The following is a 26,900-nucleotide window of genomic DNA, read 5'->3' on the forward strand; positions in this document are numbered from 1 at the left end:
GAAGACGGCGCTGATGCTAGTACCGGCACTACCAGTCTGAGGCCGGGAATAGGCTGGCGGTTATGGACAAGCGCGCGCAGCAGCGGCTCGCCCTCGGCGCGTTCCTGCGTGCCCGCAGAGAGGCCGCGCCGCGCGACGAGCTGGGGTTTCCCGAGGTGCCCAGGATGCGCACCAGCGGGCTGCGCCGCGAAGAAGTCGCGCTGTCCGCCGGGGTGAGCGTCACCTGGTACACCTGGCTGGAGCAGGGACGCGATATCAATCCCTCCAAGCAGGTGCTCGACGCGATTTCCGGTGCGCTGCGACTGACCCGGGCCGAGCATGACTACGTGCTCGCCCTCGGCGGCCACACGTCCGACCCGACCGTCTCTGCAGGCCCCACGCCGCCACACATCCAACGATTTCTGGACGCTCTTGCCGGCTACCCGGCCTTTGCGATCGGACCCACATGGACCATCGCAGCCTGGAACGCGGCGTACGCGGCCCTGTACCCCAACATCGCCGTCACCGACCCTGCCGACCGCAATCTGCTCTGGCTGGTGTTCATGGATCCCGCGATCCGGGAGCTGTTGCCGGACTGGGAAACCGACAGCCGACGGTTCCTGGCCGAGTTCCGCGCCGAGGCCGGGTCCCGGGTCGGGGAACCCTCCTACACCCAGCTGGTCGAACGTCTCCGCGAAGGAAGTGCGCATTTCGCCGCGGAGTGGATGGCGAGCAGTGTCGAGCGCTTCGCGTCCCGGGAGCGCAGATTCTTCCACCCCGGCGTCGGCGAACTGCTCCTCGAACATCATCAGCTGACTCCCGCGGACGCACCCGGGATACAGATCGTCGCGTACCTACCGCTGCCGGGAAGCAGTGCCTCCGAACGCTTGACACAGTTGATCAGCCAGTCCGAGAGCAGGGGGTAGACATGGAGCAGGACGCGATCGACCCGCAGGTGCGCGTCTACGCCTCCCGGGTGCACAACCTGCGGGCGGTCGACATGGCCGCACCCCGCAACTCCTTCGTGGCGTTCACCGGGGTGTCGGGGTCGGGGAAGTCCTCGCTGGCGTTCGGGACCATCTATGCCGAAGCGCAACGCCGCTACTTCGAATCCGTTGCCCCGTATGCCCGTCGGCTGCTGCTGCCCAGTGATGCGCCGAAAGTCGATGACATCACCGGCCTGCCACCGGCGGTGGCGCTGCAACAGCGCCGCGGGTCGACCAGCTCACGGTCGACGGTGGGCACCGTGACCACCTTGTCGAATCTGTTGCGGATGCTGTTCTCGCGCGCCGGCACGTTCCCGCCGGGCGCGACGGTGCGGCTGGACTCCGATGCCTTCTCCCCGAACACGACGGCGGGGGCATGCCCGGAATGCCACGGGCTCGGCCGCATTCACCGTGTCACCGAGGAGACTCTGGTTCCCGACCCGACGCTGACCATCCGTGAGGGGGCGGTGGCCGCGTGGCCCGGTGCCTGGCAGGGCCAGAACCTTCGCGACATCCTCATCACCCTGGGTTACGACATCGACAAGCCGTGGCGCAAACTCAGTAAACGCCAACGGAACTGGATCCTGTTCACCGAAGAGCAGCCGACGGTCGAGATCGATCCCAGCCAGCACCCGGTCACCGCCGACTACTACTACAACGGCACCTATTCCAGCGCCGAACGACACGTCCGCCATACCCTGGCCAACTCGCAGAGCGCGATGATGCGCCGACGGGTGCTGCAGTACGTCGACAGCGCCGACTGCCCGGTGTGCGGGGGCTCGGGACTGCGCCCCGAAGCGCTCGCGGTGACCTTCGCCGGCCGCAACATCGCCGAGCTCACCGCGATGCCGCTCACCGTGCTCGCCGAGGTGCTGACGCCTGCGGCCACCCGCACCCAGTTCGAGGCCGCCTACGAGTCCACCGAATCCGGGGAGTTCACCGAGGTTGCCACGATGATCGCCGCCGACCTGGTGGCGCGCATCGCCATCCTGGTCGATCTCGGCCTCGGGTACCTGAGCCTGAACCGGCGCACCCCGTCCGTATCGCCGGGGGAGTTGCAACGTCTGCGATTGGCCACCCAGCTGCGGGCGGGGCTGTTCGGCGTGCTCTACGTGCTCGACGAGCCGTCGGCGGGCCTGCATCCCGCCGATGCCGAGCCGCTGCTGGAGGTACTCGACCGGCTCCGGCGGGCGGGCAACTCGTTGTTCGTCGTCGAGCACGACATGGATGTGGTGCGCCGCGCGGACTGGATCGTCGACGTCGGGCCCGGTGCCGGTGAACTCGGCGGTGAGGTGCTCTACAGCGGGCCGGTGGCCGGGCTCGCCGATGTCGAATCGTCGGTGACCCGACGTCACCTGTTCGACAGCGCCGTCCCGGCCGCTCGCGCACCCAGGAAATCGTCGGAAATGCTGTGCCTGCAGCATATTTCCTTTCACAATCTGCAGGATGTCGAGGTGGCCCTACCGCTGGGCAGCTTCATCGCGGTCACCGGTGTGTCCGGTTCGGGGAAGTCGACCCTGGTCTGCAAGGTGCTCGGCGATGTGGTGGCGCGCCACCTCGGCGGCGGCGCGGCCGATGTCTCCGACGCGGAGGTGACCGACGCCGAGAGCGAGCTGCTGGACATCGACACGGATGCCAGCGTCGGTGTCGTCGCGACTGGCGTCGAGGCCGTCGACCGTCTGGTGACCGTCGACCAGCGTCCGATCGGGCGGACGCCGAGGTCCAATCTGGCGACGTACACCGGCATGTTCGACGCCGTCCGCAAGGCCTTCGCCGATACCGAGGAGGCGCGCCGACGCGGCTGGAGTGCCGGCCGGTTCTCGTTCAACGTCGCCGAGGGCCGCTGCGAGACCTGCCAGGGCGAGGGTTTCGTGGCCGTCGAACTGCTGTTCCTGCCGGGCACCTACGCCTCCTGTCCGACCTGCGGCGGGGCCCGCTACTCCGAGGAGACACTGGAGGTGCGCTACCGGGAGCGCACCATCGCCGAGGTGCTCGCGATGACCGTCGACGAGGCGGCGGATTTTCTCTCCGAGATCCCCAGTGCGGCAAGAAGTCTGACCACACTGCGCCAAGTGGGCCTGGGCTATCTGCGGCTGGGCCAACCCGCCACCGAACTGTCCGGTGGGGAGGCCCAGCGGATCAAGTTGGCCACCGAGTTGCAGCGCGCCCGCCGCGGGCACACGTTGTACGTGCTCGACGAGCCGACCACCGGACTGCACCCCGCCGATGTCGAATTGCTCGTCGCGCAACTGCACCGCCTGGTGGATGCCGGCAACACCGTGGTGGTCGCCGAGCACGACATGGGGGTGGTGGCCGGGGCGGATCATGTGATCGATCTCGGGCCCGGCGGGGGCGATGACGGTGGCACCGTGGTGGCCACCGGCTCACCCCGACAGGTCGCGGCAGCCAAGGGAAGCCGTACTGCGCCTTACCTGGCGAAGCACGTGTGAGGATGTGTGTCCGAGGGGGGACTTGAACCCCCACGCCCGTTAATAGGGCACTAGCACCTCAAGCTAGCGCGTCTGCCATTCCGCCACTCGGACATTGCGCCGTGCCATCGGCACGGAGCGACTAAGGCTAACGGATGGAGGCGGTCTGGCCCAAACCAGACCGTCGCCGGCGGTGCGCCACCCCGCCCGGGGGAGTCGCTGCGGTGGTACGAATGGTGACTGTGAGCGTGCCCCCGACAAGCGCGGACGAGGTCGTCGACCTCGTCAGCGCCCTGATCCGATTCGATACGTCCAACACCGGCGACCCGGCGACCACCAAAGGCGAGGCCGACTGTGCGCAGTGGGTGGGCGACCGGTTGCGCGAGGTCGGCTATGAGACCGAATACCTCGAAGCGGGCGCCCCGGGCCGCGGCAACCTGTTCGCGAGACTGGCCGGTGCCGACCCCGACCGCGGCGCGCTGCTGATCCACGGCCACCTGGACGTGGTGCCCGCCGAACCCGCCGACTGGAGCGTGCACCCGTTCTCCGGCGCGGTGAAGGACGGCTACGTGTGGGGACGCGGCGCGGTCGACATGAAGGACATGGTCGGCATGATGATCGCGGTCGCCAGGCACTTCAAACGCCACGGCATCGTGCCGCCGCGCGATCTGGTGTTCGCCTTCGTCTCCGATGAGGAGCACGGTGGCACCTACGGCGCCCAGTGGCTGGTCGACAACCGGCCGGACCTGTTCGAGGGTGTCACCGAGGCCATCGGCGAGGTCGGCGGGTTCTCTCTGACCGTGCCGCGCCGCGACGGCGGCGAACGCAGGCTCTACCTGATCGAGACCGCGGAGAAGGGCCTGGCCTGGATGCGGCTGACCGCCCGCGGGCGGGCCGGGCACGGCTCGATGGTGCACGACGACAACGCCGTCACCGAGGTGGCCGAGGCGGTCGCCCGGTTGGGCCGACATCAGTTCCCGCTGATTCTCAGCGAGCCCGTCGAGCAGTTCCTCACCGCGATCTCCGAGGAGACCGGCTACGAGTTCGACCTGAACTCGCCGGACCTGGACGGCACCATCGCCAAGCTCGGCGGTATCGCCCGCATCATCGGGGCCACGCTGCGCGACACCGCCAACCCGACCATGCTGAAGGCCGGTTACAAGGCCAACGTCATCCCGGCCACCGCCGAGGCGGTGCTGGACTGCCGGGTGCTGCCGGGTAGGCGCGCGGCCTTCGAGCGTGAGGTCGACGAGCTCATCGGCCCGAACGTGGTGCGCAGCTGGGAGCGCGACCTGCCGTCCTATGAGACGTCGTTCGACGGCGATCTGGTGGATCAGATGAACGCCTCGCTGCTGACGCTCGACCCGGAGGCACGCACCGTGCCGTACATGATGTCCGGTGGTACCGACGCGAAGTCGTTCCAGCGGTTGGGAATTCGCTGCTTCGGTTTCGCTCCGCTGCGGCTGCCCGCCGACCTCGATTTCGCATCGCTGTTCCATGGCGTCGACGAACGGGTACCCGTGGACGCACTAGAGTTCGGGGCGAAGGTTCTCGAACACTTTCTGACCAACTGCTGAGCGAAAGGCAAAATGAGCGCCGTGACTTCCTCACCGTATGACAACCTGCCGCAACTGCCGACATTCACGCTGACCTCGGAGACCGTCACCGACGGACAGCCGCTCGGCAACGATCAGGTCAGCGGCATCATGGGCGCCGGCGGTGCGGACATCTCGCCGCAGCTGAGCTGGTCGGGCTTTCCCGAGGAGACCCGCAGCTTCGCGGTGACGGTGTACGACCCGGACGCCCCGACCGCATCCGGTTTCTGGCACTGGGCGGTCGCCGACCTGCCGGTCGACGTGACGTCGCTGCCCGCCGATGCCGGCAACGGTGACCCGCTGCCCGGCGGCGCGGTCACCCTTGCCAACGACGCGAGCCAGAAGCGGTTCATCGGTGCCGCGCCACCGGCCGGGCACGGACCGCACCGTTACTACATCGCGGTGCATGCGCTGCCCGTCGAGAGCCTGGACCTGCCCGACGGCGCCACCCCGGCTTACCTCGGCTTCAACCTGTTCGGCCAGGCGATCGCCCGCGCGGTCATCCACGCCACCTACGAGCAGAACTAGCGGGTCGCGGCGCCGACCGCCTCGGACAGCGAGGCGTAGCCGCCCTCACGCAGCCTGCGGGCGACCCCGTCGTGAATCTGCTTGGCCCACAAGCCACCGCCGTAGATGAACCCGGTGTAGCCCTGCAGCAGGGTGGCACCGGAGATGATGCGTTCCCAGGCGTCGTCGGCCGTCTCGATACCGCCGACGCTGATCAGCACCAGGCGGTCACCGACGCGCCCGTAGAGGCGGCGCAGCACCTCCAGGGACCGGGCGGCGACCGGTGCGCCGGACACGCCGCCCGCTCCGAGGTCGGCGGCCCCCGGGGTGCGYAGGCCTTCGCGGGACACGGTGGTATTGGTCGCCACGATGCCGGCCAGATCCAGTTCGACTGCCAGATCGGCGATCTCGTCGATATCGGCGTCCGAGAGATCCGGTGCGATCTTGACGAGCACCGGCGTGGAGGTCGCTTCCCGGACGGCGGCCAGAATGGGCCGCAGCGAGGACACCGCCTGCAGGTCGCGCAGTCCCGGGGTGTTCGGCGAACTCACGTTCACCACCAGATAGGACGCCAGCGGGCCGACCAGCCGGGCGCTCTCGGCGTAGTCCTCGACGGCCCGCTCGGCCGGTGTCGCCTTGGTCTTGCCGATGTTGACGCCGATCGGGACGTCCGCGGTGTGCCGGGTCAGCTGCACCGCGAGCGCGCCGGCGCCGTGATTGTTGAAACCCATCCGGTTGAGCAGGGCGCGGTCCTGGGCCAGCCGGAACATCCGCGGTTTCGGGTTTCCCGGCTGCGCCTGCGCGGTCACCGTGCCGACCTCGGCGTACCCGAACCCCAGCGCACCCCAGGCCGCCAGGCCGTGGCCGTCCTTGTCGAAACCGGCGGCCAGCCCGAGCGGGCCGGGGAAACGCACTCCCCAGACGGTGCTGGCCAGCACCGGGTCCTGCGGCGCCAGGCCGGCGGACAACCGGCGGCGCGCGATACCGGGCCGGGTGGCCAGGCGCAGCGCCGCGAACACGAACGTGTGGATGCGTTCGGGGTCGACCTGGAAGAAAGCCTGTCGAAGCAGCCGATAGATCACAGTGCCGGCTGATCGCCGAGGACGGACTTCTTGCGGCGCAACAGCACCCGGCGACTGCCGTCGGTGTAGAGACGCACCCGGGTCAGCTCCCAGCCCCGGTACTGCGCCTCGATCGACAACCGCACCGACGCCGACAGGCGGGTGACGTCGGGAGGGAGCCGCAGCGGTACCCAGTCGTACTCGTCGGAGAGATCGGAGGCCCATCCGGCCGGCATCCGTCCGCGCTGCACTGTGCTCATGAGATTCTCCTCCTCGCCGCGGGCATCATCGGGGCGTCGCCCCGGTGATCACCTGCACTCCGGCACCGGAGCCCGACACCACATAGAGGGTGTTCGTGGCGCCGTCGAAGGCCAGGGTGTTGGGTTGCTGCACAGTTCGATAACGCACCTTCTCGACGGGTATTCCGGTGGCCAGATCGTAACCAACGACGGTGTTGGTCGCCGTCTGTGACACCCACGCCAGGTCCGGCGACCCGGTCACCCCGTACGGCGCGTCGTGCACGGGGTAGCGCTGGCGCAGGATCAGCGGCTCGGTGCCGTAGACCAGCAGCGCGCCGCCCCGGGTGTCGGTGACCAGCACCCGGCCGGCCGGATCCGTCGCCATCGAGGTCGCACCCTCACCGGCCCGCAGCGCCTGCTCGGAGGCCGCTCCGTCACCGTCGATCTCGGTGACCGAGGTCTGGCCGCGGTCCAGCACCACCATCGAGTCATCCTGTGCGACAAGGACGTCCACCCGCGCGAACTTCTTCAGCGTGGCGCCGACCTCGGTGTCCGAGCGCAGGGTGTAGAGGGTGCCGTCGGCGCTGCCGAGCACCAGACGGCCGTCGTCGTGCCGGGCGATGGCGGTGAACTCGGTATCGGCGTGGCCGTCGACCTCCACCGGGGTGGCGGCCGCCGCGGCGACGTTCACCCGCAGATACCCACCCCGGGTGGACAGCCAGACCTCACCGCTGCCGTCACCGGTGAGGGCGGTGGCCTCCGCGGGCAGGGCGAGGGTGCGGGTCGGCCCGTCGGTCGGCAGCACCGTGAGCTGATCGGCGGGGCCGAGCACGACGAGCGCGGAGGTGCGGATATCGAAGAAGGCCGCGGTTCCCGGTGCGGAAAGCGGTTTCACCACACCGTCCGACACGCCGGTGACCGGCGGCGATACCGCGGGCTGTGCGACGGGAATCGTCGGTGGTGGCGAATCGGCGGGGTTCGATGAGCATGCCGAAGCAAATGCGGTCACCAGGGCCAATACCCCAGCCGTCAGGAGCTGGAATCCGGATTTCGTATGCAATGGCCCCAAAAACTCCTGATTTCGTTGTTGCGGTGATTCCGTTTTCAAATTTTAGGCAAACAAACCCAAGCCGGACACCGACATCAAATTGACGGTAGGGTGCGAAATATGACCCTGGCCCCGGGAACGGATCTGACGGCAGACGATTTTGCCATCGAGGACATCTCGACAGGCGTGCATGCCAGCGGATTCGGCGCGCTCGGCGATGGCCGTAGCTTCTCCTTTCACGTCGAAGACCGGCAATTCCTGGTCGTCGAGGTGTATCGCCCGCGGCTGAGCGGACCGGTCCCGCAGGACGAGGACATCGTCGCCATCGCCACCCGCAGCCTGACCGATATCGACGTCACCGATGAGCGCAGCGTAGCCGCCGCCGTCCGCGATGCCGTCGCCGGAGCCGAGCCGGTACGCACAGCACGCTGACAACAACCCCACGGTACGGTCGTCCGCGTGGCGGAGATGTCGTGGTTGCAGGTCGTCGTGCTTGCCGTGGTGCAAGGGCTGACCGAGTTCCTGCCGGTGTCGTCGTCGGGCCACCTCGCGATCGTGTCGGAGGCCTTTTTCGGCGGGGACGCGGGCGCGTCCTTCACCGCCGTCGTGCAGATCGGCACCGAGGTGGCGGTCCTGATCTATTTCGCCGGGGACATCGGCCGCATCCTGACGGCCTGGTTCGCCGGACTCACCGACGCGGCGCGGCGGACCCCCGACTACTGGCTCGGGTGGTGGGTGATCATCGGCACCGTGCCGATCGGCGTGTTCGGCTTCACCCTGCAGCACTTCATCCGCGACGACATCCGGAATCTGTGGATCATCGCCACCGCACTCATCGTCTTCTCATTCGTCATCGCCGCGGCCGAATATCTCGGCAAGCAGACCCGCGACATCCAGCAGTTCACCTGGCGCGACAGCCTGATCATCGGGTCGGCGCAGGCACTCGCCCTCATCCCGGGCGTCTCCCGGTCCGGGGTCACCATCAGCGCCGGGCTGTTCCTGGGCCAGAAACGCGAGGCCGCGGCACGTTTCGGCTTCCTGCTGGCCATCCCGGCGGTGCTCGGGTCCGGACTGTACGAACTGCGTCACGTTTTCGAACCCGGCGCCTCGGGAATGAGTGCCACGGTTGCCCAGATCGTGGTCGGCACGCTCATCGCGTTCGTGGTCGGCTATGCCGCGGTCGCCTGGTTCCTGCGGTTCCTGGTGCGCCACAGCATGTACTGGTTCGTCGGTTACCGGATCATCCTCGGCACGCTCGTCCTGGTTCTGCTCGCCACCGGCGTGCTGGCCGCGCAGTAACGGAAAAAGGACCTTCATGACCGTCATCCTGCTGCGGCACGGCCGCTCGACATCGAACACCGCGCACACCCTGGCCGGCCGCTCCGAAGGCGTCGACCTCGACGACAAGGGCCGCGAACAGGCCCAGACCGTGGTCACCCGGATCGGTGACCTGCCGGTCAAGGCCATCGTCCGCTCGCCGCTGCTGCGCTGCGAGCGGACCGTGGAGCCGTTGGCGGCGGCACTCGGGGTGCAGCCGGTCGTCGAGGACCGCATCATCGAGGTCGACTACGGCAGCTGGACCGGCCGCACGATCGGTGAACTGGTCAAGGAGCCGTTGTGGAAGGTGGTTCAGCAGCAACCCAGCGCAGCGGTCTTCCCCGACGGTGAGGGACTGGCGCAGGTGCAGGCCAGGGCGGTGACCGCGATCCGCGAGCACGACCGCAATCTGGCCGCCGAACACGGCGGGGACGTGCTGTGGGTGGCCTGCACGCACGGTGACGTGATCAAGGCGGTGCTGGCCGACGCGCTGGGGACCCACCTGGACACCTTTCAGCGCATCACCGCCGACCCCGCCTCCATGAGCGTCATCCGCTACACCGACACCCGTCCGTTCGTGCTGCATGTCAACCACACCGGCAGCGGGTTGACCGCGGCATTGAGCGCCAAGCCCGCCGCCGCTCCGGAATCGGATGCGGTTGTCGGCGGCTCCACCGATTGAGGTAGCCCCGCTACCGGTATTTTGAAAGGTGCCATGGCCCGCGCAATCCACGTCTTCCGCACACCCGACCGCTTCGTGGCCGGGACCGTCGGGCAGCCCGGGAACCGAACGTTCTACCTGCAGGCGGTACACGACAAGCGGGTGGTGTCGGTGATGCTGGAAAAACAGCAGGTGGCGGTGCTCGCCGAACGGATCTCGGCGCTGCTGGTGGAGATCAACCGGCGATTCGGCACCCCGATCCCGCCCGACACCGGCGAGGTCGGCGACCTGCATCCGCTGCTCACCCCGGTCGATTCCGAATTCCGGGTCGGCACGATGGGGCTCGGCTGGGACTCCGAGGCGCAGACCGTGGTGGTCGAACTGCTCGCGGTCTCCGAAACCGAGTTCGACGCCTCCGTGGTGCTCGATGATGCCGAAGACGGTCCGGACGCGGTCCGGGTGTTCCTGAGCCCGGAATCGGCGCGCGAGTTCGCCACCCGGTCCAACCGCGTCATCTCGGCGGGCCGGCCACCGTGTCCGCTGTGCGATGAGCCACTGGACCCCGAGGGGCACATCTGCGTCCGCACCAACGGCTACCGGCGCGGCGCGTTCGGTGCGGTCGAAGAAGATGAACCCCCGTTCTGAGGAGCAGGTACTGACCGACGGCGACCTCACCGTCATCGGCCGTATCCGCTCCGCGAGCAATGCCACCTTCCTGTGCGAGGCGCAGGTGGGGGACCAGCAGGTGCACTGCGTCTACAAGCCGATCGCCGGCGAGGCCCCCCTGTGGGACTTCCCCGACGGCACGCTGGCCGGCCGCGAGCGCAGCGCCTATCTGGTGTCGGCCGCGCTGGGGTGGGATGTCGTGCCGCACACCATCATCCGTGAAGGACCGGCCGGGCCCGGGATGGTGCAACGCTGGGTGGACCAGCCCGGCGACGCGCTCACCGAAGACGTCCAGGACGACGAGGCGGGGGCCGACGACGACCCGGGCGAACCCGACCTGGTGGACCTGCTGCCCGCCGGCCATGTGCCGCCCGGTTACCTGGCGATCCTGCAGGCCTACGACTACGCCGGCGACCCGGTCACCCTGGTGCACGCCGACGACGACCGGCTGCGCCGGATGGCGATCTTCGACGTGCTGATCAACAACGCCGACCGCAAGGGCGGCCACATCCTGGCCGGGGTCGACGGCAGCGTGCGTGGCGTGGATCACGGTGTGAGCCTGCACACCGACGACAAGCTGCGGACCGTGCTGTGGGGCTGGGCCGGAAAACCGGTCGACGACGACTCGCTGGCCGCGATCGCGACCCTGCGCGAGCAGCTGAACGGCGATCTGGCCGATCAGCTCCGGGAGCACATCACCGCCGGCGAGGTCGCCGCACTCAGAGCCAGAGTTGTTGGCCTGCTGGAGCGTCCGGTGATGCCGACACCGGATCGGCACCGGCCGATCCCGTGGCCGGCGTTCTAGCCGCGCGGACCGAACCCCTCGAACGGATTCCACGACTGGCTGCCCCGGATGTGCAGGTAGTAGGCGTAGTTGGCGGTCGTCATGATGGCGCCGGCGAAACCGAAGGTGACGGCCTGGGACAGGAAGTTCGGCGCCTGCAGCACCGACAGGGCGACACCGATCCCGACACCGGCGCCCAGGATCGTGGTTCCCTTGCGCCACATGCCTTTCACATAGAAGTAGAGGAAGCCGAACAGGAACGCCCACACGTTGGACGTCAGCCGCACCTTGTCCCAGAACGGCAGCGTGCGGTACGCCGCCTTGGCCACCGGATTCGAGTTGGGCAGACCATAGAGGTCGAAGAAGGCGAACCGGCGCTGCCAGCTTGCGGCGAGCTCGCCGGCTTCGGGTGCGGTCATGTGCCGTGCCTTTCGATCCTGGGTGTCGGGCATCATCCTCATTCATCGGGCGGTGCCGTGGGGCGTTTCCCGCGCACGCAATACTGAGTCGGTGAATCCCGCTGAGCAGACCGACGCCGCGGTGGCCGCGATGGTGGCCGCCGAAGCCGGTGAACTGCTGTTGGCCGTCCGCGAGGAGGTCGGCTTCTACGACTCCTATGACCTCGGGGACGCCGGGGACCGCCGCGCCAATGTGTTGATCCTGAAACGTCTTGCCGAGTTGCGGCCCGGGGATGCGGTGCTCTCCGAGGAGGCCGTCGACGACCGCTCCCGGGTGGACGCCGACCGGGTGTGGATCGTCGACCCCGTCGACGGCACCCGGGAGTTCTCGATGGCAGGGCACGCCGACTGGGCGGTGCACATCGCGCTGTGGCAGCGCAACGGCACACCGGAAGGCTCGATCACCGACGCCGCAGTGGCGCTGCCCGCGGTCGGCGAGGTCTACCGGACCGACACGGTGCAGGCACCGCCGCCGCGCCGCGAGGGACCCATCCGCATCACGGCCAGCACCTACCGGCCACCGGCCGTGCTGTGGTGGCTACGTGAGCATCTGGACATCGAGGTGGTCCGCATCGGCTCGGCGGGCGCCAAGGCGATGGCGGTGGTGCGCGGCGACGTCGACGCCTACATCCACGCCGGCGGGCAGTGGGAATGGGATTCGGCGGCACCCGCCGGGGTGGTGCAGGCCGCCGGTCTGCATGCCTCACGCCTGGCCGGGGCACCGCTGATCTACAACCGGCGCGACCCGTATCTGCCCGATCTGCTGATGTGCCGGACGGAGCTGGCCGGGCCGCTGCTGGAAACCATCCACGCCGCGTTCTGAGCCGCCGGGAATGGAATCGCGTACGAACTTGTCGGTTCCCATGAGTGACCACACCATCGGAAGGCATCGGTGACCGAACACCTTAGAGTCGACGTCATGCAGTCCTGGCCGGCGCCGACCGTTCCCACGTTGCCCGGTACGGGTGTGCCACTGCGGCTCTTCGACACCGCCGACCGCCAGGTTCGCCCGGTATCCCCAGGTCAGACCGCCACCATGTACGTCTGCGGAATCACCCCCTACGACGCGACCCACCTCGGGCATGCGGCGACATACCTGACCTTCGACCTGATCAACCGGGTATGGCGGGACGCCGGCCACGACGTGCACTACGTGCAGAACATCACCGATGTCGACGACCCGCTGTTCGAACGCGCGGCCCGCGACGGTATCGGCTGGCGCGAGCTCGGCGACCGCGAGACCCAGCTGTTCCGCGAGGACATGGCGGCGCTGCGGGTGCTGCCCCCGCGTGACTATGTGGCCGCCACCGACGCCATCGCCGAGGTGATCGCCCTGGTGGAGAAGATGCTGGCCTCCGGGGCCGCCTACGTCGTCGACGACGCGCAGTACCCCGACATCTATTTCCGTGCCGACGCCACCACCCAGTTCGGCTACGAGTCGGGCTACGACCACGAGACCATGTCGCGGCTTTTCGCCGAGCGGGGCGGCGACCCGGACCGGGCGGGCAAGACCGACCCGCTGGACGCGCTGCTGTGGCGCGCCGAGCGTCCCGGCGAGCCCAGCTGGCCCTCACCCTTCGGCGACGGCAGGCCGGGATGGCACGTGGAATGCGCCGCGATCGCGCTCGACCGCATCGGCACGGAGCTGGACATCCAGGGCGGCGGATCGGACCTGATCTTCCCGCACCATGAGTTCTCCGCCGCACATGCCGAATCCGTCACGGGGGAGCGCAGATTCGCCCGTCACTACGTCCACGCCGGCATGATCGGATGGGACGGCCACAAGATGAGCAAGAGCCGCGGAAACCTGGTGCTGGTGTCCCGGTTGCGTGCCGACGGTGTCGATCCGGGTGCGGTGCGGCTGGGTCTGTTCGCCGGGCACTACCGCGAGGACCGCTTCTGGAGCCCGGCGGTACTCGAGGAGGCCGACGCCCGCCTGCGGCAGTGGCGCGCCGCGGTCGCGCTGCCGGCCGGACCGGATGCCACCGATGTGCTGAGCCGGGTCCGCCAGTACCTGGCCGACGATCTGGACACTCCGAAAGCGCTTGCCGCCCTGGATGGTTGGTGTACCGATGCGCTCACCTACGGTGGTTCGGACACCACCGCGCCCCGGCTGGTGGCCACGGCCGTCGACGCGCTGCTGGGTGTAAAGCTCTAATCACCACCGCGGGCGGTACGTTTGCCGCCATGGGTTCACTCAACGGCAAGGTCGTCCTCATCACCGGCGGCGCACGCGGTGTCGGAGCGGAGGTGGCCCGCCGGCTGCGCCGCAAGGGCGCCAACCTGGTGCTCACCGACCTCGACCCGGCGCCGCTGGCCGAACTGGCCGACGAACTCGGCGGTGACGCGCACGTGCTGACCGCGCTGGCCGACGTACGGGATCTGGCAGCCATGCAGCGCGCCGCCGACGCAGCCGTCGCCCGATTCGGCGGTATCGACGTCGTGGTCGCCAATGCCGGCATCGCCAGCTTCGGTTCGGTGCTGCAGGTGGATCCCGAGGCATTCCGGCGGGTCATCGACATCAACGTCGTCGGGGTGTTCAACACCGTGCGCGCCACCCTGCCCTCGGTCATCGAGCGGCGCGGCTACGTGCTGGTGGTGTCCTCGCTGGCGGCGTTCACCTCGGCACCCGGGCTCGCGGCCTATCACGCCTCCAAGGCCGGCGCCGAGTACTTTGCCAACACCTTGCGCCTGGAGGTCGCCCATCGCGGCGTGGACGTCGGATCGGCGCACATGAGCTGGATCGACACCCCGCTGGTGCAGGACGCCAAGGCCGACCTGTCCACCTTCCGCGAGATGCTCACCCGGATGCCCGGGCCGTTGAAGAAGACCACCACGGTCACCGAGTGCGGTGCCGCGTTCGTCAAGGGCATCGAGGGTCGCAAGAAGCGGATCTACTGCCCGCGCTGGGTCGGCGCCTTCCGCTGGATCCGGCCCCTGGTGTCGACGCCGATCGGTGAGCGCGACATCCGCAAGTTCGCCCCCGAACTGCTGCCGAAGCTCGACGCCGAGGTCGCCACCCTGGGCCGCTCCACCAGCGCCCGCATCGAATCGCTGGAACAGCGGTGACCCGCCTGCTGTGGGTGCTGGCCCTGATCGCCTGCGTGGCCGGCTGCAGCACCCCGGACAAGGAACCCGAAGCGGCACCGTCGGGCACCACGGCCCCGCAGGAACAGCCGGTGGACCTCGATCAGCTCCGCGCCATCGCCAAGGACGCCTACATCTACGGGTTCCCGATGGTGGACAACTACCGGGTCCAGTACGCCTACTTCGTGGACAAGCAGAACCCCGAATACAAGGGCGGATGGAACGAGATCCACAACACCGCCCGGGTCTACACACCCGCCGACACGGCCATCCAGACACCGAACTCGGACACCCCGTACTCCGCCGTCGGCGCCGATCTGCGCGCCGAACCGCTGGTCCTCACGGTGCCGCCGATCGAACAGGACCGCTACTACTCGCTGCAGTTCGTCGACGGCTACACCAGCAATTTCGCCTATGTGGGCAGCCGGACCACCGGCAACGGCGGCGGGCGATACCTGCTCGCCGGTCCGGGCTGGCAGGGCGAGAAGCCCGAGGGCATCGACGAGGTGATCCGTTCGGACACCGACCTGGCGTTCGTGCTGTACCGCACTCAGCTGTTCGGGCCGTCCGATCTGGAGAACGTGAAGAAGATCCAGGCCGGCTACCAGGTGGCGCCGCTGTCGGTGTTCCTGAACCAGCCGTCGCCCGCCCCCGCGCCGGCGATCGACTTCGTGCCACCGCTGACCCCGGATCAACAGCGCACCTCCCCGCAGTTCTTCGAAATCCTCAACTTCGTCATGAAGTTCACCCCGGCACTGCCCGAGGAGCAGGCGCTCCGGGACCGGTTCGCCCAGATCGGCATCGGCGCCGACGGAGATTTCGACGCCGACCAGCTGACCCCCGAAGCGCGCGAGGCAATCGTGAGCGCCATGGCCGACGCCAACACCGAGCTCGCCGACTTCACCAAAAACGAGATCGACACCGGCAAGGTCACCTCCGCCCAGCTGTTCGGCACCCGCCAGGAACTCAAGGGCAACTACCTGTACCGGATGGCCGGTGCGGCGCTGGGCATCTACGGGAACACCGCCGCCGAGGCCATCTATCCCGTCGCCGCGAAGGATTCCGCGGGCGCACCGCTGACCGGTGCGGGGGAGTACACCTACCGGTTCGCACCCGATCAGCTGCCCCCGGTGAACGCGTTCTGGTCGCTGACCATGTACGAGCTGCCCGCCAGCCAACTCGTGCAGAATCCGCTCAACCGGTACCTGATCAATTCGGCGATGCTGCCCAACCTGAAGGCCGACCCGGACGGCGGCTACACCCTGCGCATCCAGCGCGATTCGCCAGGACCGGACCAGGAGTCCAACTGGCTGCCCGCTCCGGAGGGACCGTTCACCCTGATACTGCGGCTGTACTGGCCCAAGCCGGACGCGCTGAACGGCACCTGGAAGGCACCAGTGCCGGCGAAGGTCTAGCGGCCCCGCCTGCGCAGATACCGCTCGAATTCGGCGGCCAGGGCGTCCCCGTCGATCTTGGCGACCGCCTCGTTCATGTCGACCTCGGCGTCGCCGCGTTCCTCCAGGGACTGCACGTACTCGGCGATCTCCTCGTCCTCGGCGGTCATCTCGGTGACCGCCTCCTCCCACTCCTCGGCCGCGGTCGGCAGGTCGGCCAGCGGGACCTCGATGTCGAGAACGTCCTCGACGCGGCGCAGCAGCGCCACGGTGGCCTTGGGGTTGGGTGGTTGCGACACGTAGTGCGGGACGGCGGCCCAGAACGTCACGGCCGGGATACCGGCCTGCACACAGGCGTCCTGGAACACCCCGGCGATACCGGTCGGGCCCTCGTAGCGGGTCTCCTCGAGGCCGAAGAACTTCGCCGAGTCCGACGAGTAGGCGGCGCCGGACACCGGCACGGGCCGGGTGTGCGGGGTGTCGGCCAGCAGCGCACCCAGGATGACCACGGTGTCGACGTTGAGTTTGTCGGCGATGGCCAGCAGCTCGGCGCAGAAGGTGCGCCACCGCATGTTCGGCTCGACACCGTGCATCAGCACGATGTCACGGTCGCTGCCGGGCGGGCGGCAGTGCGAGATGCGCATCGACGGCCACACCAACTCGCGGGTGACCCCGTCGATCTGCCGGATGACCGGACGATTCACCTGGTAGTCGTAGTAACTCTCGTCGTCGATCTCGACGATGGTCTCGGCCTCCCAGATGGAGTCCAGGTGTTCCAGTGCTCCGCTGGCCGCGTCACCGGCGTCGTTCCAGCCCTCGAAGGCGGCCACGACGACTGTGTTCTGCAGGTCCGGCAGGCCGGGCACGCTCGCATCCGACGGTGTCACACTGCCAGCGTAAGCCCTGCATCGCGGTGATGAGCTGCAGCGGGCCGCGCGGCGATTTGCCGGCGGATACCCCGCCCCACGGCGGTCACCGCGTCCAGATGAAATACCCTCGGCGACAAGACGGTTGATCGTGGCGACCATGCCAGTGCCGGCAGATCGATCACAGCCACGAGACGGCGTCCGAAACTCGGTGGAAAGACGACGTAGACTTTTCTGGTCGAGAGGCGTTGCAACGGATCCGGGTACCACCGGGGTCCGCCACGCTCGGCAGAGTTAAGGACGCCTTCCGCTACGGAAGGAGTGCCCTGTGAACGCCGCGAAATCGGACGTCTCTGCGCCGGACACCTTTGTGCCGAACATCCGCCCCGATTGCACCGACGAACTGACCGCCGCGCTGCGTGGGCGGATCATGGTGATCGACGGCGCGATGGGCACGGCGATCCAGCGCGACCGGCCCGACGAGGCCGGATACCGCGGCGACCGGTTCACGGAATGGCCGACCGCGCTGCAGGGCAACAACGACCTGCTCACGCTGACGCAACCGCAGATCATCGAGGCGATCCACCGCGAATACCTCGAGGCGGGTGCGGACATCCTGGAGACCAACACGTTCAATGCGAACGCGGTCTCGCTGTCCGACTACGACATGGCGGACCTGAGCTATGAGCTGAACTACGCCGGCGCTGCCCTGGCCCGCACAGCAGCTGACGAGTTCAGCACCCCGGACAAGCCCCGCTACGTGGCGGGCGCGCTGGGGCCGACGACGCGGACCGCGTCGATCTCGCCGGACGTCAACGACCCCGGAGCCCGCAACGTCTCCTACGACCAGCTGGTCGCCGCCTACCTCGAGGCCGCCAACGGCCTGGTCGACGGTGGATCCGACATCATCATCGTCGAGACGATCTTCGACTCGCTGAACTCGAAGGCCGCGGTGTTCGCCATCGAGACGCTCTTCGAGGAGCGCGGCCGCCGCTGGCCGGTCATCATCTCGGGCACCATCACCGATGCCTCGGGGCGGACGCTGTCCGGCCAGGTCACCGAGGCGTTCTGGAACGCGATCAGGCATGCGAAGCCGCTCGCGGTGGGTCTCAACTGCGCCCTGGGTGCGCCGGAGATGAGGCCCTACATCGCCGAGGTGGCGCGGATCGCGGACACCTTCGTCTCCTGCTACCCGAACGCCGGCCTGCCCAACGCCTTCGGTGAGTACGACGAATCCCCGGAGGCCCAGGCCGGCTACATCAAGGAGTTCGCCGAGGCCGGCCTGGTCAACCTGGTCGGTGGGTGCTGCGGAACGGCGCCGCCGCACATCGCCGAGATCGCCAAGGTCGTCGAGCGCGTAGCTCCGCGCACATTGCCGGAGATCCCGGTGGCCACCCGGCTCTCGGGCCTGGAGCCGCTCAACATCACCGACGGCTCGCTGTTCGTGAACATCGGTGAGCGCACCAACATCACCGGCTCCGCCCGGTTCCGCAACCTGATCAAGGCCGAGGACTACGACAGCGCCCTGTCGGTGGCCCTGCAGCAGGTCGAGGTCGGTGCGCAGGTCATCGACATCAACATGGACGAGGGCATGATCGACGGCGTTGCCGCGATGGACCGGTTCACCAAGCTGATCGCGTCCGAGCCGGACATCAGTCGCGTCCCGGTGATGATCGACTCCTCCAAGTGGGAGGTCATCGAGGCGGGCCTGAAGAACGTGCAGGGCAAGCCCATCGTCAACTCGATCTCCATGAAGGAGGGCGAGGAGAAGTTCGTCCGCGAGGCCCGGTTGTGCCGCAAGTACGGCGCCGCCGTCGTCGTGATGGCCTTCGACGAGCAGGGGCAGGCCGACAACCTGGAGCGCCGCAAGGAGATCTGCGGGCGTGCCTACAAGATCTTGACCGAAGAGGTCGGTTTCCCGGCCGAGGACATCATCTTCGACCCGAACTGCTTCGCGCTGGCCACCGGTATCGAGGAGCACGCGACCTACGGGATCGACTTCATCGAGGCGTGCGCCTGGATCAAGGAGAACCTGCCCGGGGTGCACATCTCCGGCGGCATCTCCAACGTCTCGTTCTCGTTCCGCGGCAACAACCCTGTGCGCGAGGCGATCCACGCGGTGTTCCTGTTCCACGCCATCAAGGCGGGCCTGGACATGGGCATCGTCAACGCCGGCGCGCTCGTGCCCTACGACTCGATCGATCCCGAGCTGCGCGACCGCATCGAGGACGTGGTGCTGAACCGTCGCGCGGACGCGGCCGAACGGCTGTTGGAGATCGCGGAGCGGTTCAACAGTTCCGAGAAGGCCGACGATCCGGTGGCCGCGGAATGGCGCAGCCTGCCGGTGCGCGAGCGGATCACGCATGCTCTGGTCAAAGGCATCGACGCCGACGTCGACGCCGACACCGAGGAACTGCGGGCCGAGATCGAGGGCGCCGGAGGGCGGCCGATCGAGGTGATCGAGGGTCCGCTGATGGACGGCATGAACGTCGTCGGCGACCTGTTCGGCGCGGGCAAGATGTTCCTGCCCCAGGTGGTGAAGTCGGCGCGGGTGATGAAGAAGGCCGTTGCCTACCTGCTTCCGTACATCGAGGCCGAGAAGGAGCAGAACGGCACCACAGCGGCCAAGGACACCAACGGCACGATCATCATGGCGACGGTCAAGGGCGACGTCCACGACATCGGCAAGAACATCGTCGGGGTCGTGCTGCAGTGCAACAACTACGAGGTCATCGACCTCGGGGTGATGGTGCCCGCCCAGAAGATCCTGGACGCGGCCAAGGAGCACAACGCCGACATCATCGGGCTGTCCGGCCTGATCACCCCGTCCCTGGACGAGATGGTCAACTTCGCCGTCGAGATGGAGCGCCAAGGCCTGGAGATCCCGCTGCTGATCGGCGGGGCGACCACATCGCGCGCCCACACCGCGGTGAAGGTGTCGCCGCGTCGCAGCGGTCCGGTGGTGTGGGTCAAGGACGCGTCCCGCTCGGTGCCGGTCGCCGCGGCGCTGCTGGACGACAAGCAGCGGCCGGCCCTGCTGGAGGCCACCGAGAAGGATTACGCGTCGCTGCGCGAGAGGCACGCCCAGAAGAGCGAGCGGCCGATGCTGACGCTGGAGAAGGCGCGCGCCAACCGGACGCCGATCGAGTGGGACGGCTACACCCCGCCGGTACCCGCGCAGGGTCTCGGCGTGCGCGAATTCCTGGACTATGACCTCGCCGAGCTGCGCGAGTACATCGACTGGCAGCCGTTCTTCAACGCCTGGGAGATGAAGGGCCGCTTCCCCGACATCCTCAACAACCCGGTCTCCGGCGAGACAGCCCGCAAGCTGTACGACGACGCCCAGGAGATGCTCGACACCCTGATCAAGGAGAAGTGGCTGACCGCCAACGGGGTGATCGGCTTCTTCCCGGCGAACGCCGTGGGCGACGACATCGAGGTCTACACCGATGAGACCCGCACCGAGGTGAAGACGAAGCTGTTCAACCTGCGCCAGCAGGGCGAGCACCGAGACGGCATCCCGAACCGGTCACTGGGTGACTTCGTCGCACCCAAAGAGACTGGAGCCGCCGATTTCATTGGCGCCTTCGCCGTCACGACCGGGCTCGGCAGCGGTGACAAGATCACCGCGTTCAAGGCCGACAACGACGACTACAGCGCGATCCTGCTGGAGTCGCTCGCCGACCGGCTGGCCGAGGCGTTCGCCGAACGGATGCACCAGCGGGTCCGCAAGGAGTTCTGGGGATTCCAGCCCGACGAGCAGCTCGACAACGAGGCGCTGATCGCGGAGAAGTACCGGGGAATCCGCCCGGCGCCCGGCTACCCGGCCTGCCCGGAGCACACCGAGAAGGCGACGCTCTGGGAGCTGATGGACGTCAAGGAGCGCACCGGCATCGAACTCACCGAGTCGATGGCGATGTGGCCCGGCGCCGCCGTCAGTGGCTGGTACTTCAGCCACCCGCAGTCGCAGTACTTCGTGGTCGGCCGGATGGCCCAGGATCAGGTCGCCGACTACGCCAAGCGCAAGGGCTGGACGCTGCAGGAAGCCGAGCGCTGGCTCGGACCCAACCTCGGTTACAACCCGGAGGACTGAGGCTCAGGCGAACTGTTCGGCGTTGGCCGCCGCCCACTGTGTCATCGACAGCGCGGGGGTGCCGGTCAGCCGCTCGACCAGGTCGTTGGCGTGCTGCGGTCCCGACTCGCCGTCGAACAGGTCCAGGTACCAGTCCACGCCGGCGCCCATCACCGGCCGCAGCAGCGCCTCGGCCTCGGCCCGGTCGCACCGCTGCATCCGCACGGGTGTKCCGAGGCCGGCGCCGATCTGGCGGGCGATCTCCGCACGCGTGATGGCTTCCGGTCCGGTCAGCTCGTACATCTGGCCCAGGTGAGCGTCCTGCGGAGCGGCCAGCAGGTGCGCGGCGACCCGGGCGATGTCGTCCATGGACACCGGTGACTGAATCGCGTCGGGCGCGAGGTCGCGCACCACACCCGTCTTGATCTGCGGAGCCCACATGGCGAAGTTCTCGCAGAACTCGCCGGGGCCCAATTGGGTGCTGGCCACCGGGGTGGCGGCGATCCGGTCGGCCTGTTCCTGCCAGTGCGCGGCCCCGGAGAGCGCCACCACATATTTCACCCGGGCGGCGGCGATCATCTCGCAGGTGATGCCGATGGTGCGCGGGAACGGCGCCAGGTAGATCTGGTCGACGTCGGCGAGCGCGGGCGACAGCGTCTCGGGCCTGCCCAGAAATCCTGTGAGCACTTCCACACCGGCGGGCAGATCCGCCTTCGCCGGATCGGAGGTCAGGGCCCGGATATCCGGGACACCCAGGTCGAGTAGTCGATCGACGACCCGGCGGCCGATGTTGCCGGTGGCGCCCGTCACAAGAACCGTCATGGCGACCACGCTAGCCGTGTCCGCCGAGCTGCTCAGGTTTTCCGGCCTGCCACGATCAATGAGACAATCGGGGACATGCGTGCAGTGCTGTGGGATATGGACGGCACCCTCGTCGACTCCGAAAAGCTTTGGGATATCGGCCTCCAGGAGCTCTATCGCCGGCACGGCCGGGAGCTGAGCGACGAGGTGCGCGCCACCACCATCGGTGGGTCCAGTGAGGTCGTGATGCAGATCGTGTACGCCGACCTCGGTCTGGACCCCGATCCCGCCGACATCGCCCGTACCGCCGACTGGTTGCACGACTATGTCGGTGAGCTTTTCGAGACCGGCCTGCCGTGGTGTGCGGGCGCGCGCGAGATGCTCGACGAACTCGCCGCCGACGGTGTGACGATGGCGCTGGTGACCAACACCCGCCGAGCGCTCACCGAGAAGGCCCTCAACAGCATCGGCCGCCACTACTTCACGGTGACCGTGTGCGGGGACGAGGTGCCCACGGGCAAGCCGTCTCCGGACCCGTACCTGCGGGCCGCCGCGTTGCTGGGTCTGCAACCCGAGCACTGCCTGGCCGTCGAGGATTCGGTGACCGGCACCACGGCCGCCGAAGCCGCCGGATGTGCAGTGCTGGTGATCCCCAACGAGATCGAGGTGCCTGCGGGTCCGCGGCGCCGTCATGCCGAGTCGTTGGCCGAACTCAGTGTGGCCCAGCTCCGGGACGTGCACGCCGATCTGGGAACCGAACTCGGCGAACGCACCGCCTGACCCCGTCTGGGAGTGCGCACCGAGTCATGATCGCGGTGAGTTTTTACCTCGCCGAGCGCTGCCGTGCCTTTCTATTCTAGAAAGTTGTGACCACTCACCATCTTTCGCGCCGGCGTGCGCTGCAGTTGCTCGGACTGGCAGGCGGCGCGGCGGTGCTCGCACCGGTTCTGGCCGCCTGCGGCTCGGCGTCGAGTACCAGCGCATTGCCCAAAACCGCTCCGGTATCCGGCCGATTCGACGGCGTGACCCTCAAACTGCTGGTCAACCAGCCGCACGTCACGTCCTTCCGGGACATCCTTGCGCCGGCCTGGGCGGCGGAGACCGGTGGCGCGCTGGAAGTCACCGCCGCCCCCTATGACCAGCTGACCAGCAAGCAGATCCTCGATGTGCAAAGCGGCACCGGGGAATTCGACGTGTTCGACTACTTCTACTTCGGGCTGGGCGACCTCGTCGACGCCGGGGCGCTGGTGGATGTCACCGAGTGGATCGACAACAACACCGACGCCATCGACGTCAGCGGCTATCTGCCGTCGATCTATGATCCGTACACCCTGCTCGACGACAAGCGATACGGACTGCCCTACGACGGGGACGTCCACATTCTGTTCTTCAATGCCGAACTGCTCGAACGCTACCGGGTGGAACCGCCCAAGACCTGGGACGAGTACGACGAGGTCGCCGCCAAGATCACCACCGATGCCCGTGGCAGCGCCTATGGCGCGATCGTGTCGGGTCAGCAGGTGCCGATGATCCTGGGCTGCTCGTACATCAACAGGCTGACCGGATACGGGGGCAATCTGCTCACCGCCGACGGTAAGCCGGACCTGACGTCGGAGTCGTCCGTCGCGGCCCTGCGTCACCTCGTCGATGTCGCGCCCGCCGCACTGCCCACCCCGCTGCAGATCGGATTCGATCAGGCCAATCAGGCCTTCCTGAGCGGTCAGGGCGCCCTGCTGGACACCTGGACCGATATGGCGCTGCGGGCCGAGGATCCGACGGCGTCGAAGATCGCCGGCCGGTGGGGAGCGGTGTCGCTGCCGGTGGGCGGCTCGAACACCACACCGCGCACCGCACTGGATGCCGGTTTCGGACTGGGCATTTCGACCGCGTCGAAGAATCAGGACGCTGCGGCGGCCTTCCTCAACTGGGCCACCGCGGCCCCGCAGAACCTGAAGGTGTCCTCCACCGCGGGCGCAGGCATCGACCCGGTGCGTGGGGACGTGCTCGATTCCGATGGCTACGCCAAGGTGGTGACCGGGGCGATCGAACCGATCCGGCAGGGCCTGCACGGCGATCCGTTGGTGTGGCCCAAGGGTAAAGGTGCGCCGAAACTGTTGCAGGATCTCGTCGATCAGCTCGCTCTCGCGATCGCGGGCACCCAGACCGTCGAGCAGTCACTGGAGAACGCCCAGAAGAGCTGGGAGAACGCCGCGACATGATCCGTCGCGTCCCGCTCTGGCTGGCGCTGCCCGCCGTCGCTGGACTGGTGTTGTTCCTGGTGTACCCGACCGCGTATCTGATCGCCTTGGCGCTCACCGATTCGTCATTGGGAAATCCGTTGCGGGCCTTCACCGGAGCGCAGAACTTCCACACCGCCTTCGACGCGCCGGCCTTCGTGCCATCACTGTGGCGCTCCACGCTGTTCGCGCTGGTCGCCACGACCGCCACCACCGGGATCGGCCTGCTGCTGGCGGTGCTGCTGCGGGCCCGCGGTACCCGGTTCGGCGCCGTCGGGGCGCTGCTGCTGCTGCCACTGGTCACCGCGCCGGTGCTCATCGGGGTGGCCTGGAAACTGTTGCTGGCACCCGTCGGCGGCGGCCTGTCGGATGTACTGTCGGCTGTCGGCCTGGCCGGCGCCAACCCGCTGGGCTCGGGGGCGGGGGCGTATGCGGTGCTGCTGAGCATCCACATCTGGCAGTGGACGCCGTTTGCGGTACTCGTGCTGTTCGCCGCCCTCGGCGTGGTGCGTCCCGAGCTGCAGGAATCCGCGCGGATCGATGGGGCCGGGCCGTGGCGCACCTTCACGAGCGTGACCTGGCCGGCGATCGCGCCGACCGCCTGGGCGGTGTTGATCCTGGAGCTCGTGATCGGCTACCGGGTGTTCGACCTGATCGTCGTGATCACCTCGGGCGGGCCGGGTTTCGCGACGACGCTGTCGCCGTACCTGATCTACCAGACCGGCTTGCGCGGAAGCTTCGACATGGGCACCGCGGCGGCGCAGACACTGGTGTTCGCTGCCGTCGTCGGCGTGGTGGCAACGGTCTTCACCGCCGCGCGGTCCCGGTCGGTGGAAGCTGAGCGCGCATGACCACACGTGTACTGATTCGATCGGCTCTCGCCGTTGTGGTGCTGATCGTGCTGATCCCTGTGGGCTACCTGGTGTCGCTGTCGGTGCGCCCGCCTGCCGACGTCCTGAACTCCAGTCTGCTGCCCGGCGAATGGACATCGGCGAACTTCACCTCCGTGTTCGACACCATCGCGCTGGGCACCATGCTGCAGAACTCGTGGATATCGGCGGTGGGCGCAGCCGTGCTGGCGGTCGCGATCGCCACTCCCACAGCGTATTTCACCGCGCGCCGATTCGGCGGTGAGCGATTGCTGACCGTCCTGCTGGCCGCATACTGCGCACCGCCGATCGTCGCGGTCATCCCGCTCTTCTTCCTGTTGCGCAGCGCCGGTCTGACCAACAGCATGGTGGGCCTGATCGTGGTCAACGGGATCGCGAACGTTCCGGTCGCCGCCTGGCTGATCGACGGTTTTGTCAGGCGCGTACCGATCGAGATCGACGAGGCCGCCGTCATCGACGGACTGTCGGTGGCCGGCGCGTTCGCCAGGGCCGTGCTGCCTCTGCTGTGGCCCGGGGTGATCGCGGCCCTGCTGGTGGTGTTCTTCCTGTCCTACAACGACTTCTTGTTCGCCGTGTATCTCGCCGTCACGAAGGAGAGCCAGACCTTGACCGTCGGACTTTCGCTGTTCCAGGGGGACCGCAACGTCCAGTTCGGGCAGCAGGCCGCTGCGGGACTGCTGGGCATCCTGCCCGTTTATGCGCTGGCGCTGGCGGCCCAGCGGTTCCTGGTCGGCGGTCTGGCGACCGGAGCCACCAAGTGACCGCACTCGAGTTGACCGGTCTCACGAAGAGTTTCGGCGACGCGACCGTCGTGGACGATCTGACGTTGACGCTGCCCGACGGATCGCTGACCGTGCTGGTCGGCCCGTCCGGATGCGGTAAGTCCACCACGCTGCGCATCGTCGCCGGACTTGAGTCGGCCGACGCCGGCACCGTGCACATCGGCGACCGGGATGTCACCGCGGAGACTCCGCGGCGGCGCGATGTGGCCATGGTGTTCCAGAACTACGCGTTGTACCCGCAGCTGACGGTGGCCCGGAACATCGCCTTCCCGTTGCGGAATGCCGGAGTGGGCAGGGCCGAGGCCGCCGCCCGCGCCGCCGAAGCGGCAGAACGCGTCGGCATCGCCGCACTGCTCGACCGCAAACCGCGTCAGCTCTCCGGCGGTCAGCAGCAGCGGGTGGCGATCGCCCGGGCCCTGGTGCGGACCCCGTCGGTCTTCCTCTTCGACGAACCGCTGAGCAATCTGGATGCCAAGCTGCGCGTCGAGTTGCGCACCGAGATCCGCAGGCTGCAGCAGCAGACCGGGATCACCGCGCTCTATGTCACCCACGACCAGGAGGAGGCGATGACGATCGCCGATCAGCTGGTGGTGCTGCAGTCCGGTCGCATCGCGCAGAGCGGGACACCCGAACAGCTGTACCGGCGCCCGGCCAACACGTTCGTCGCAGGGTTCATCGGATCACCGAGCATGAACCTGGTCGAAGGCCAGGTGCGCGGGGGCAGCTTCGAGTCCGGTGCGCTGCGGTGGCCGGCGCCGGGCCCCGATGGGGCGGTCGTTTTCGGGGTGCGCCCGGAGGATCTCGTCATCGAACCGGACGATGCCGGTGAGGGCCGGCTGGATCTCATCGAGCTGTTGGGACCGCGCTACGCGGTGATCGTGGAGGTCGGCGAACACCGCCTGACCGCGGTCGTGGAGGCGGCCACGGTGGCGGCCTGGGCCACGCCCCCGGGACCCGGTGCACCGGTGCGTGTTCGGGTGCGACCAGGCCGGGAGCATCTGTTCGATGCGGTGGGCGGGAATCGCCGACCGGACTGAGCCG

25 protein-coding genes and 1 tRNA gene are annotated in these 26,900 nt (G+C 68.1%); 19 read left to right on the plus strand and 7 right to left on the minus strand.

Going from position 1 to position 26,900, the window contains the following annotated elements; translation table 11 throughout:
- Positions 1 to 62 precede the first annotated feature (62 nt).
- Positions 63 to 905 (plus strand): helix-turn-helix transcriptional regulator, encoded by an 843-nt coding sequence (locus AC1DTF_RS00425; RefSeq protein WP_477472615.1) that lies wholly within the window; start codon positions 63 to 65, stop codon positions 903 to 905.
- Positions 906 to 907: 2 nt separating this feature from the next.
- Entirely contained in the window at positions 908 to 3,415 is a 2,508-nt protein-coding gene (locus tag AC1DTF_RS00430; protein ID WP_477472616.1) for an excinuclease ABC subunit UvrA, read from the plus strand.
- 7 nt (positions 3,416 to 3,422) lie between these two features.
- Here AC1DTF_RS00430 and AC1DTF_RS00435 read toward each other — a convergent pair.
- Positions 3,423 to 3,508: transfer RNA gene (locus AC1DTF_RS00435), tRNA-Leu, on the minus strand.
- A 119-nt stretch (positions 3,509 to 3,627) separates the two neighbouring features.
- Here AC1DTF_RS00435 and AC1DTF_RS00440 point away from each other — a divergent pair.
- Positions 3,628 to 4,971 carry a M20/M25/M40 family metallo-hydrolase gene (locus AC1DTF_RS00440; protein WP_057165220.1) on the plus strand — a complete coding sequence of 448 codons (1,344 nt, stop codon included), beginning with the start codon at positions 3,628 to 3,630 and terminating at the stop codon, positions 4,969 to 4,971.
- A gap of 12 nt (positions 4,972 to 4,983) precedes the next feature.
- On the plus strand, positions 4,984 to 5,517 hold the full coding sequence (locus tag AC1DTF_RS00445; RefSeq protein WP_477472617.1) for a YbhB/YbcL family Raf kinase inhibitor-like protein: 534 nt from the start codon (positions 4,984 to 4,986) through the stop codon (positions 5,515 to 5,517).
- Here AC1DTF_RS00445 and AC1DTF_RS00450 read toward each other — a convergent pair.
- From AC1DTF_RS00450 to AC1DTF_RS00460, 3 genes are read right to left on the minus strand one after another with little or no spacing between them, the layout of a single operon-like run.
- Complete coding sequence (locus AC1DTF_RS00450) at positions 5,514 to 6,575, minus strand: quinone-dependent dihydroorotate dehydrogenase (protein ID WP_477472689.1); 1,062 nt, start codon at positions 6,573 to 6,575, stop codon at positions 5,514 to 5,516. The two genes, AC1DTF_RS00445 and AC1DTF_RS00450, sit on opposite strands and share 4 nt — an antisense overlap.
- Positions 6,575 to 6,817 (minus strand): DUF5703 family protein, encoded by a 243-nt coding sequence (locus tag AC1DTF_RS00455; protein ID WP_057165222.1) that lies wholly within the window; start codon positions 6,815 to 6,817, stop codon positions 6,575 to 6,577. The genes AC1DTF_RS00450 and AC1DTF_RS00455 overlap by 1 nt, the downstream gene beginning before the upstream one ends.
- Before the next feature lie 25 nt (positions 6,818 to 6,842).
- On the minus strand, positions 6,843 to 7,805 hold the full coding sequence (locus AC1DTF_RS00460) for a YncE family protein (protein WP_477472618.1): 963 nt from the start codon (positions 7,803 to 7,805) through the stop codon (positions 6,843 to 6,845).
- A gap of 159 nt (positions 7,806 to 7,964) precedes the next feature.
- Between AC1DTF_RS00460 and AC1DTF_RS00465 the strand changes: the two genes are divergently transcribed.
- From AC1DTF_RS00465 to AC1DTF_RS00485, 5 genes are read left to right on the plus strand one after another with little or no spacing between them, the layout of a single operon-like run.
- On the plus strand, positions 7,965 to 8,276 hold the full coding sequence (locus tag AC1DTF_RS00465) for a hypothetical protein (RefSeq protein WP_057165224.1): 312 nt from the start codon (positions 7,965 to 7,967) through the stop codon (positions 8,274 to 8,276).
- Between the two features lie 36 nt (positions 8,277 to 8,312).
- Positions 8,313 to 9,143: an undecaprenyl-diphosphate phosphatase gene (locus AC1DTF_RS00470; protein ID WP_057165567.1), complete on the plus strand. Its 831-nt coding sequence runs from the start codon at positions 8,313 to 8,315 to the stop codon at positions 9,141 to 9,143.
- A gap of 16 nt (positions 9,144 to 9,159) precedes the next feature.
- Positions 9,160 to 9,843, plus strand: coding sequence for a histidine phosphatase family protein (locus AC1DTF_RS00475; RefSeq protein ID WP_057165225.1), 684 nt, complete (start codon positions 9,160 to 9,162; stop codon positions 9,841 to 9,843).
- Between the two features lie 33 nt (positions 9,844 to 9,876).
- Positions 9,877 to 10,467 carry a DUF3090 domain-containing protein gene (locus AC1DTF_RS00480; protein WP_057165226.1) on the plus strand — a complete coding sequence of 197 codons (591 nt, stop codon included), beginning with the start codon at positions 9,877 to 9,879 and terminating at the stop codon, positions 10,465 to 10,467.
- Complete coding sequence (locus tag AC1DTF_RS00485) at positions 10,451 to 11,293, plus strand: SCO1664 family protein (RefSeq protein ID WP_057165227.1); 843 nt, start codon at positions 10,451 to 10,453, stop codon at positions 11,291 to 11,293. The genes AC1DTF_RS00480 and AC1DTF_RS00485 overlap by 17 nt, the downstream gene beginning before the upstream one ends.
- On the opposite strand, the gene AC1DTF_RS00490 is transcribed toward AC1DTF_RS00485, so the two are convergent.
- Positions 11,290 to 11,691, minus strand: a complete 402-nt coding sequence (locus AC1DTF_RS00490) for a DUF2628 domain-containing protein (protein WP_057165228.1) — start codon at positions 11,689 to 11,691, stop codon at positions 11,290 to 11,292. The genes AC1DTF_RS00485 and AC1DTF_RS00490 overlap by 4 nt on opposite strands.
- Before the next feature lie 130 nt (positions 11,692 to 11,821).
- Between AC1DTF_RS00490 and AC1DTF_RS00495 the strand changes: the two genes are divergently transcribed.
- From AC1DTF_RS00495 to AC1DTF_RS00510, 4 genes are all read left to right on the plus strand, one after another.
- Positions 11,822 to 12,553, plus strand: a complete 732-nt coding sequence (locus AC1DTF_RS00495) for a 3'(2'),5'-bisphosphate nucleotidase CysQ (RefSeq protein WP_057165568.1) — start codon at positions 11,822 to 11,824, stop codon at positions 12,551 to 12,553.
- A 96-nt stretch (positions 12,554 to 12,649) separates the two neighbouring features.
- Entirely contained in the window at positions 12,650 to 13,888 is a 1,239-nt protein-coding gene (gene mshC / locus AC1DTF_RS00500) for a cysteine--1-D-myo-inosityl 2-amino-2-deoxy-alpha-D-glucopyranoside ligase (protein WP_057165229.1), read from the plus strand.
- Positions 13,889 to 13,917: 29 nt separating this feature from the next.
- A complete protein-coding gene (locus tag AC1DTF_RS00505) occupies positions 13,918 to 14,799 on the plus strand; it encodes an SDR family oxidoreductase (RefSeq protein ID WP_477472619.1) in 882 nt (293 codons plus the stop codon).
- The gene (locus tag AC1DTF_RS00510; RefSeq protein ID WP_477472620.1) at positions 14,796 to 16,232 is read left to right on the plus strand and encodes a DUF1254 domain-containing protein; all 1,437 of its coding nucleotides are present in this window, start codon (positions 14,796 to 14,798) and stop codon (positions 16,230 to 16,232) included. Before AC1DTF_RS00505 ends, AC1DTF_RS00510 begins: the two co-directional genes overlap by 4 nt.
- Here the strand turns inward: AC1DTF_RS00510 and AC1DTF_RS00515 are convergent.
- Positions 16,229 to 17,098, minus strand: coding sequence for a PAC2 family protein (locus AC1DTF_RS00515; RefSeq protein ID WP_057165232.1), 870 nt, complete (start codon positions 17,096 to 17,098; stop codon positions 16,229 to 16,231). The two genes, AC1DTF_RS00510 and AC1DTF_RS00515, sit on opposite strands and share 4 nt — an antisense overlap.
- Before the next feature lie 409 nt (positions 17,099 to 17,507).
- On the opposite strand from AC1DTF_RS00515, the gene metH reads away from it, so the two are divergent.
- Positions 17,508 to 21,170, plus strand: a complete 3,663-nt coding sequence (gene metH / locus AC1DTF_RS00520) for a methionine synthase (protein WP_235570679.1) — start codon at positions 17,508 to 17,510, stop codon at positions 21,168 to 21,170.
- A gap of 3 nt (positions 21,171 to 21,173) precedes the next feature.
- Here the strand turns inward: metH and AC1DTF_RS00525 are convergent, their stop codons facing one another.
- Positions 21,174 to 21,971: an SDR family oxidoreductase gene (locus AC1DTF_RS00525; protein WP_477472621.1), complete on the minus strand. Its 798-nt coding sequence runs from the start codon at positions 21,969 to 21,971 to the stop codon at positions 21,174 to 21,176.
- A 75-nt stretch (positions 21,972 to 22,046) separates the two neighbouring features.
- Between AC1DTF_RS00525 and AC1DTF_RS00530 the strand changes: the two genes are divergently transcribed.
- The 5 genes from AC1DTF_RS00530 (at position 22,047) to AC1DTF_RS00550 (ending at position 26,896) form a co-directional block, all read left to right on the plus strand.
- On the plus strand, positions 22,047 to 22,730 hold the full coding sequence (locus AC1DTF_RS00530; protein ID WP_477472622.1) for an HAD family hydrolase: 684 nt from the start codon (positions 22,047 to 22,049) through the stop codon (positions 22,728 to 22,730).
- An 86-nt stretch (positions 22,731 to 22,816) separates the two neighbouring features.
- Positions 22,817 to 24,169, plus strand: a complete 1,353-nt coding sequence (locus AC1DTF_RS00535; RefSeq protein ID WP_477472623.1) for an ABC transporter substrate-binding protein — start codon at positions 22,817 to 22,819, stop codon at positions 24,167 to 24,169.
- Entirely contained in the window at positions 24,166 to 25,038 is an 873-nt protein-coding gene (locus AC1DTF_RS00540; protein ID WP_057165236.1) for a carbohydrate ABC transporter permease, read from the plus strand. The genes AC1DTF_RS00535 and AC1DTF_RS00540 overlap by 4 nt, the downstream gene beginning before the upstream one ends.
- Positions 25,035 to 25,838, plus strand: a complete 804-nt coding sequence (locus tag AC1DTF_RS00545; protein ID WP_477472624.1) for a carbohydrate ABC transporter permease — start codon at positions 25,035 to 25,037, stop codon at positions 25,836 to 25,838. Before AC1DTF_RS00540 ends, AC1DTF_RS00545 begins: the two co-directional genes overlap by 4 nt.
- Positions 25,835 to 26,896, plus strand: a complete 1,062-nt coding sequence (locus tag AC1DTF_RS00550; protein WP_477472625.1) for an ABC transporter ATP-binding protein — start codon at positions 25,835 to 25,837, stop codon at positions 26,894 to 26,896. The genes AC1DTF_RS00545 and AC1DTF_RS00550 overlap by 4 nt, the downstream gene beginning before the upstream one ends.
- Positions 26,897 to 26,900 lie beyond the last annotated feature (4 nt).

The organism is Mycobacterium sp. P4_H6, from assembly GCF_056400845.1.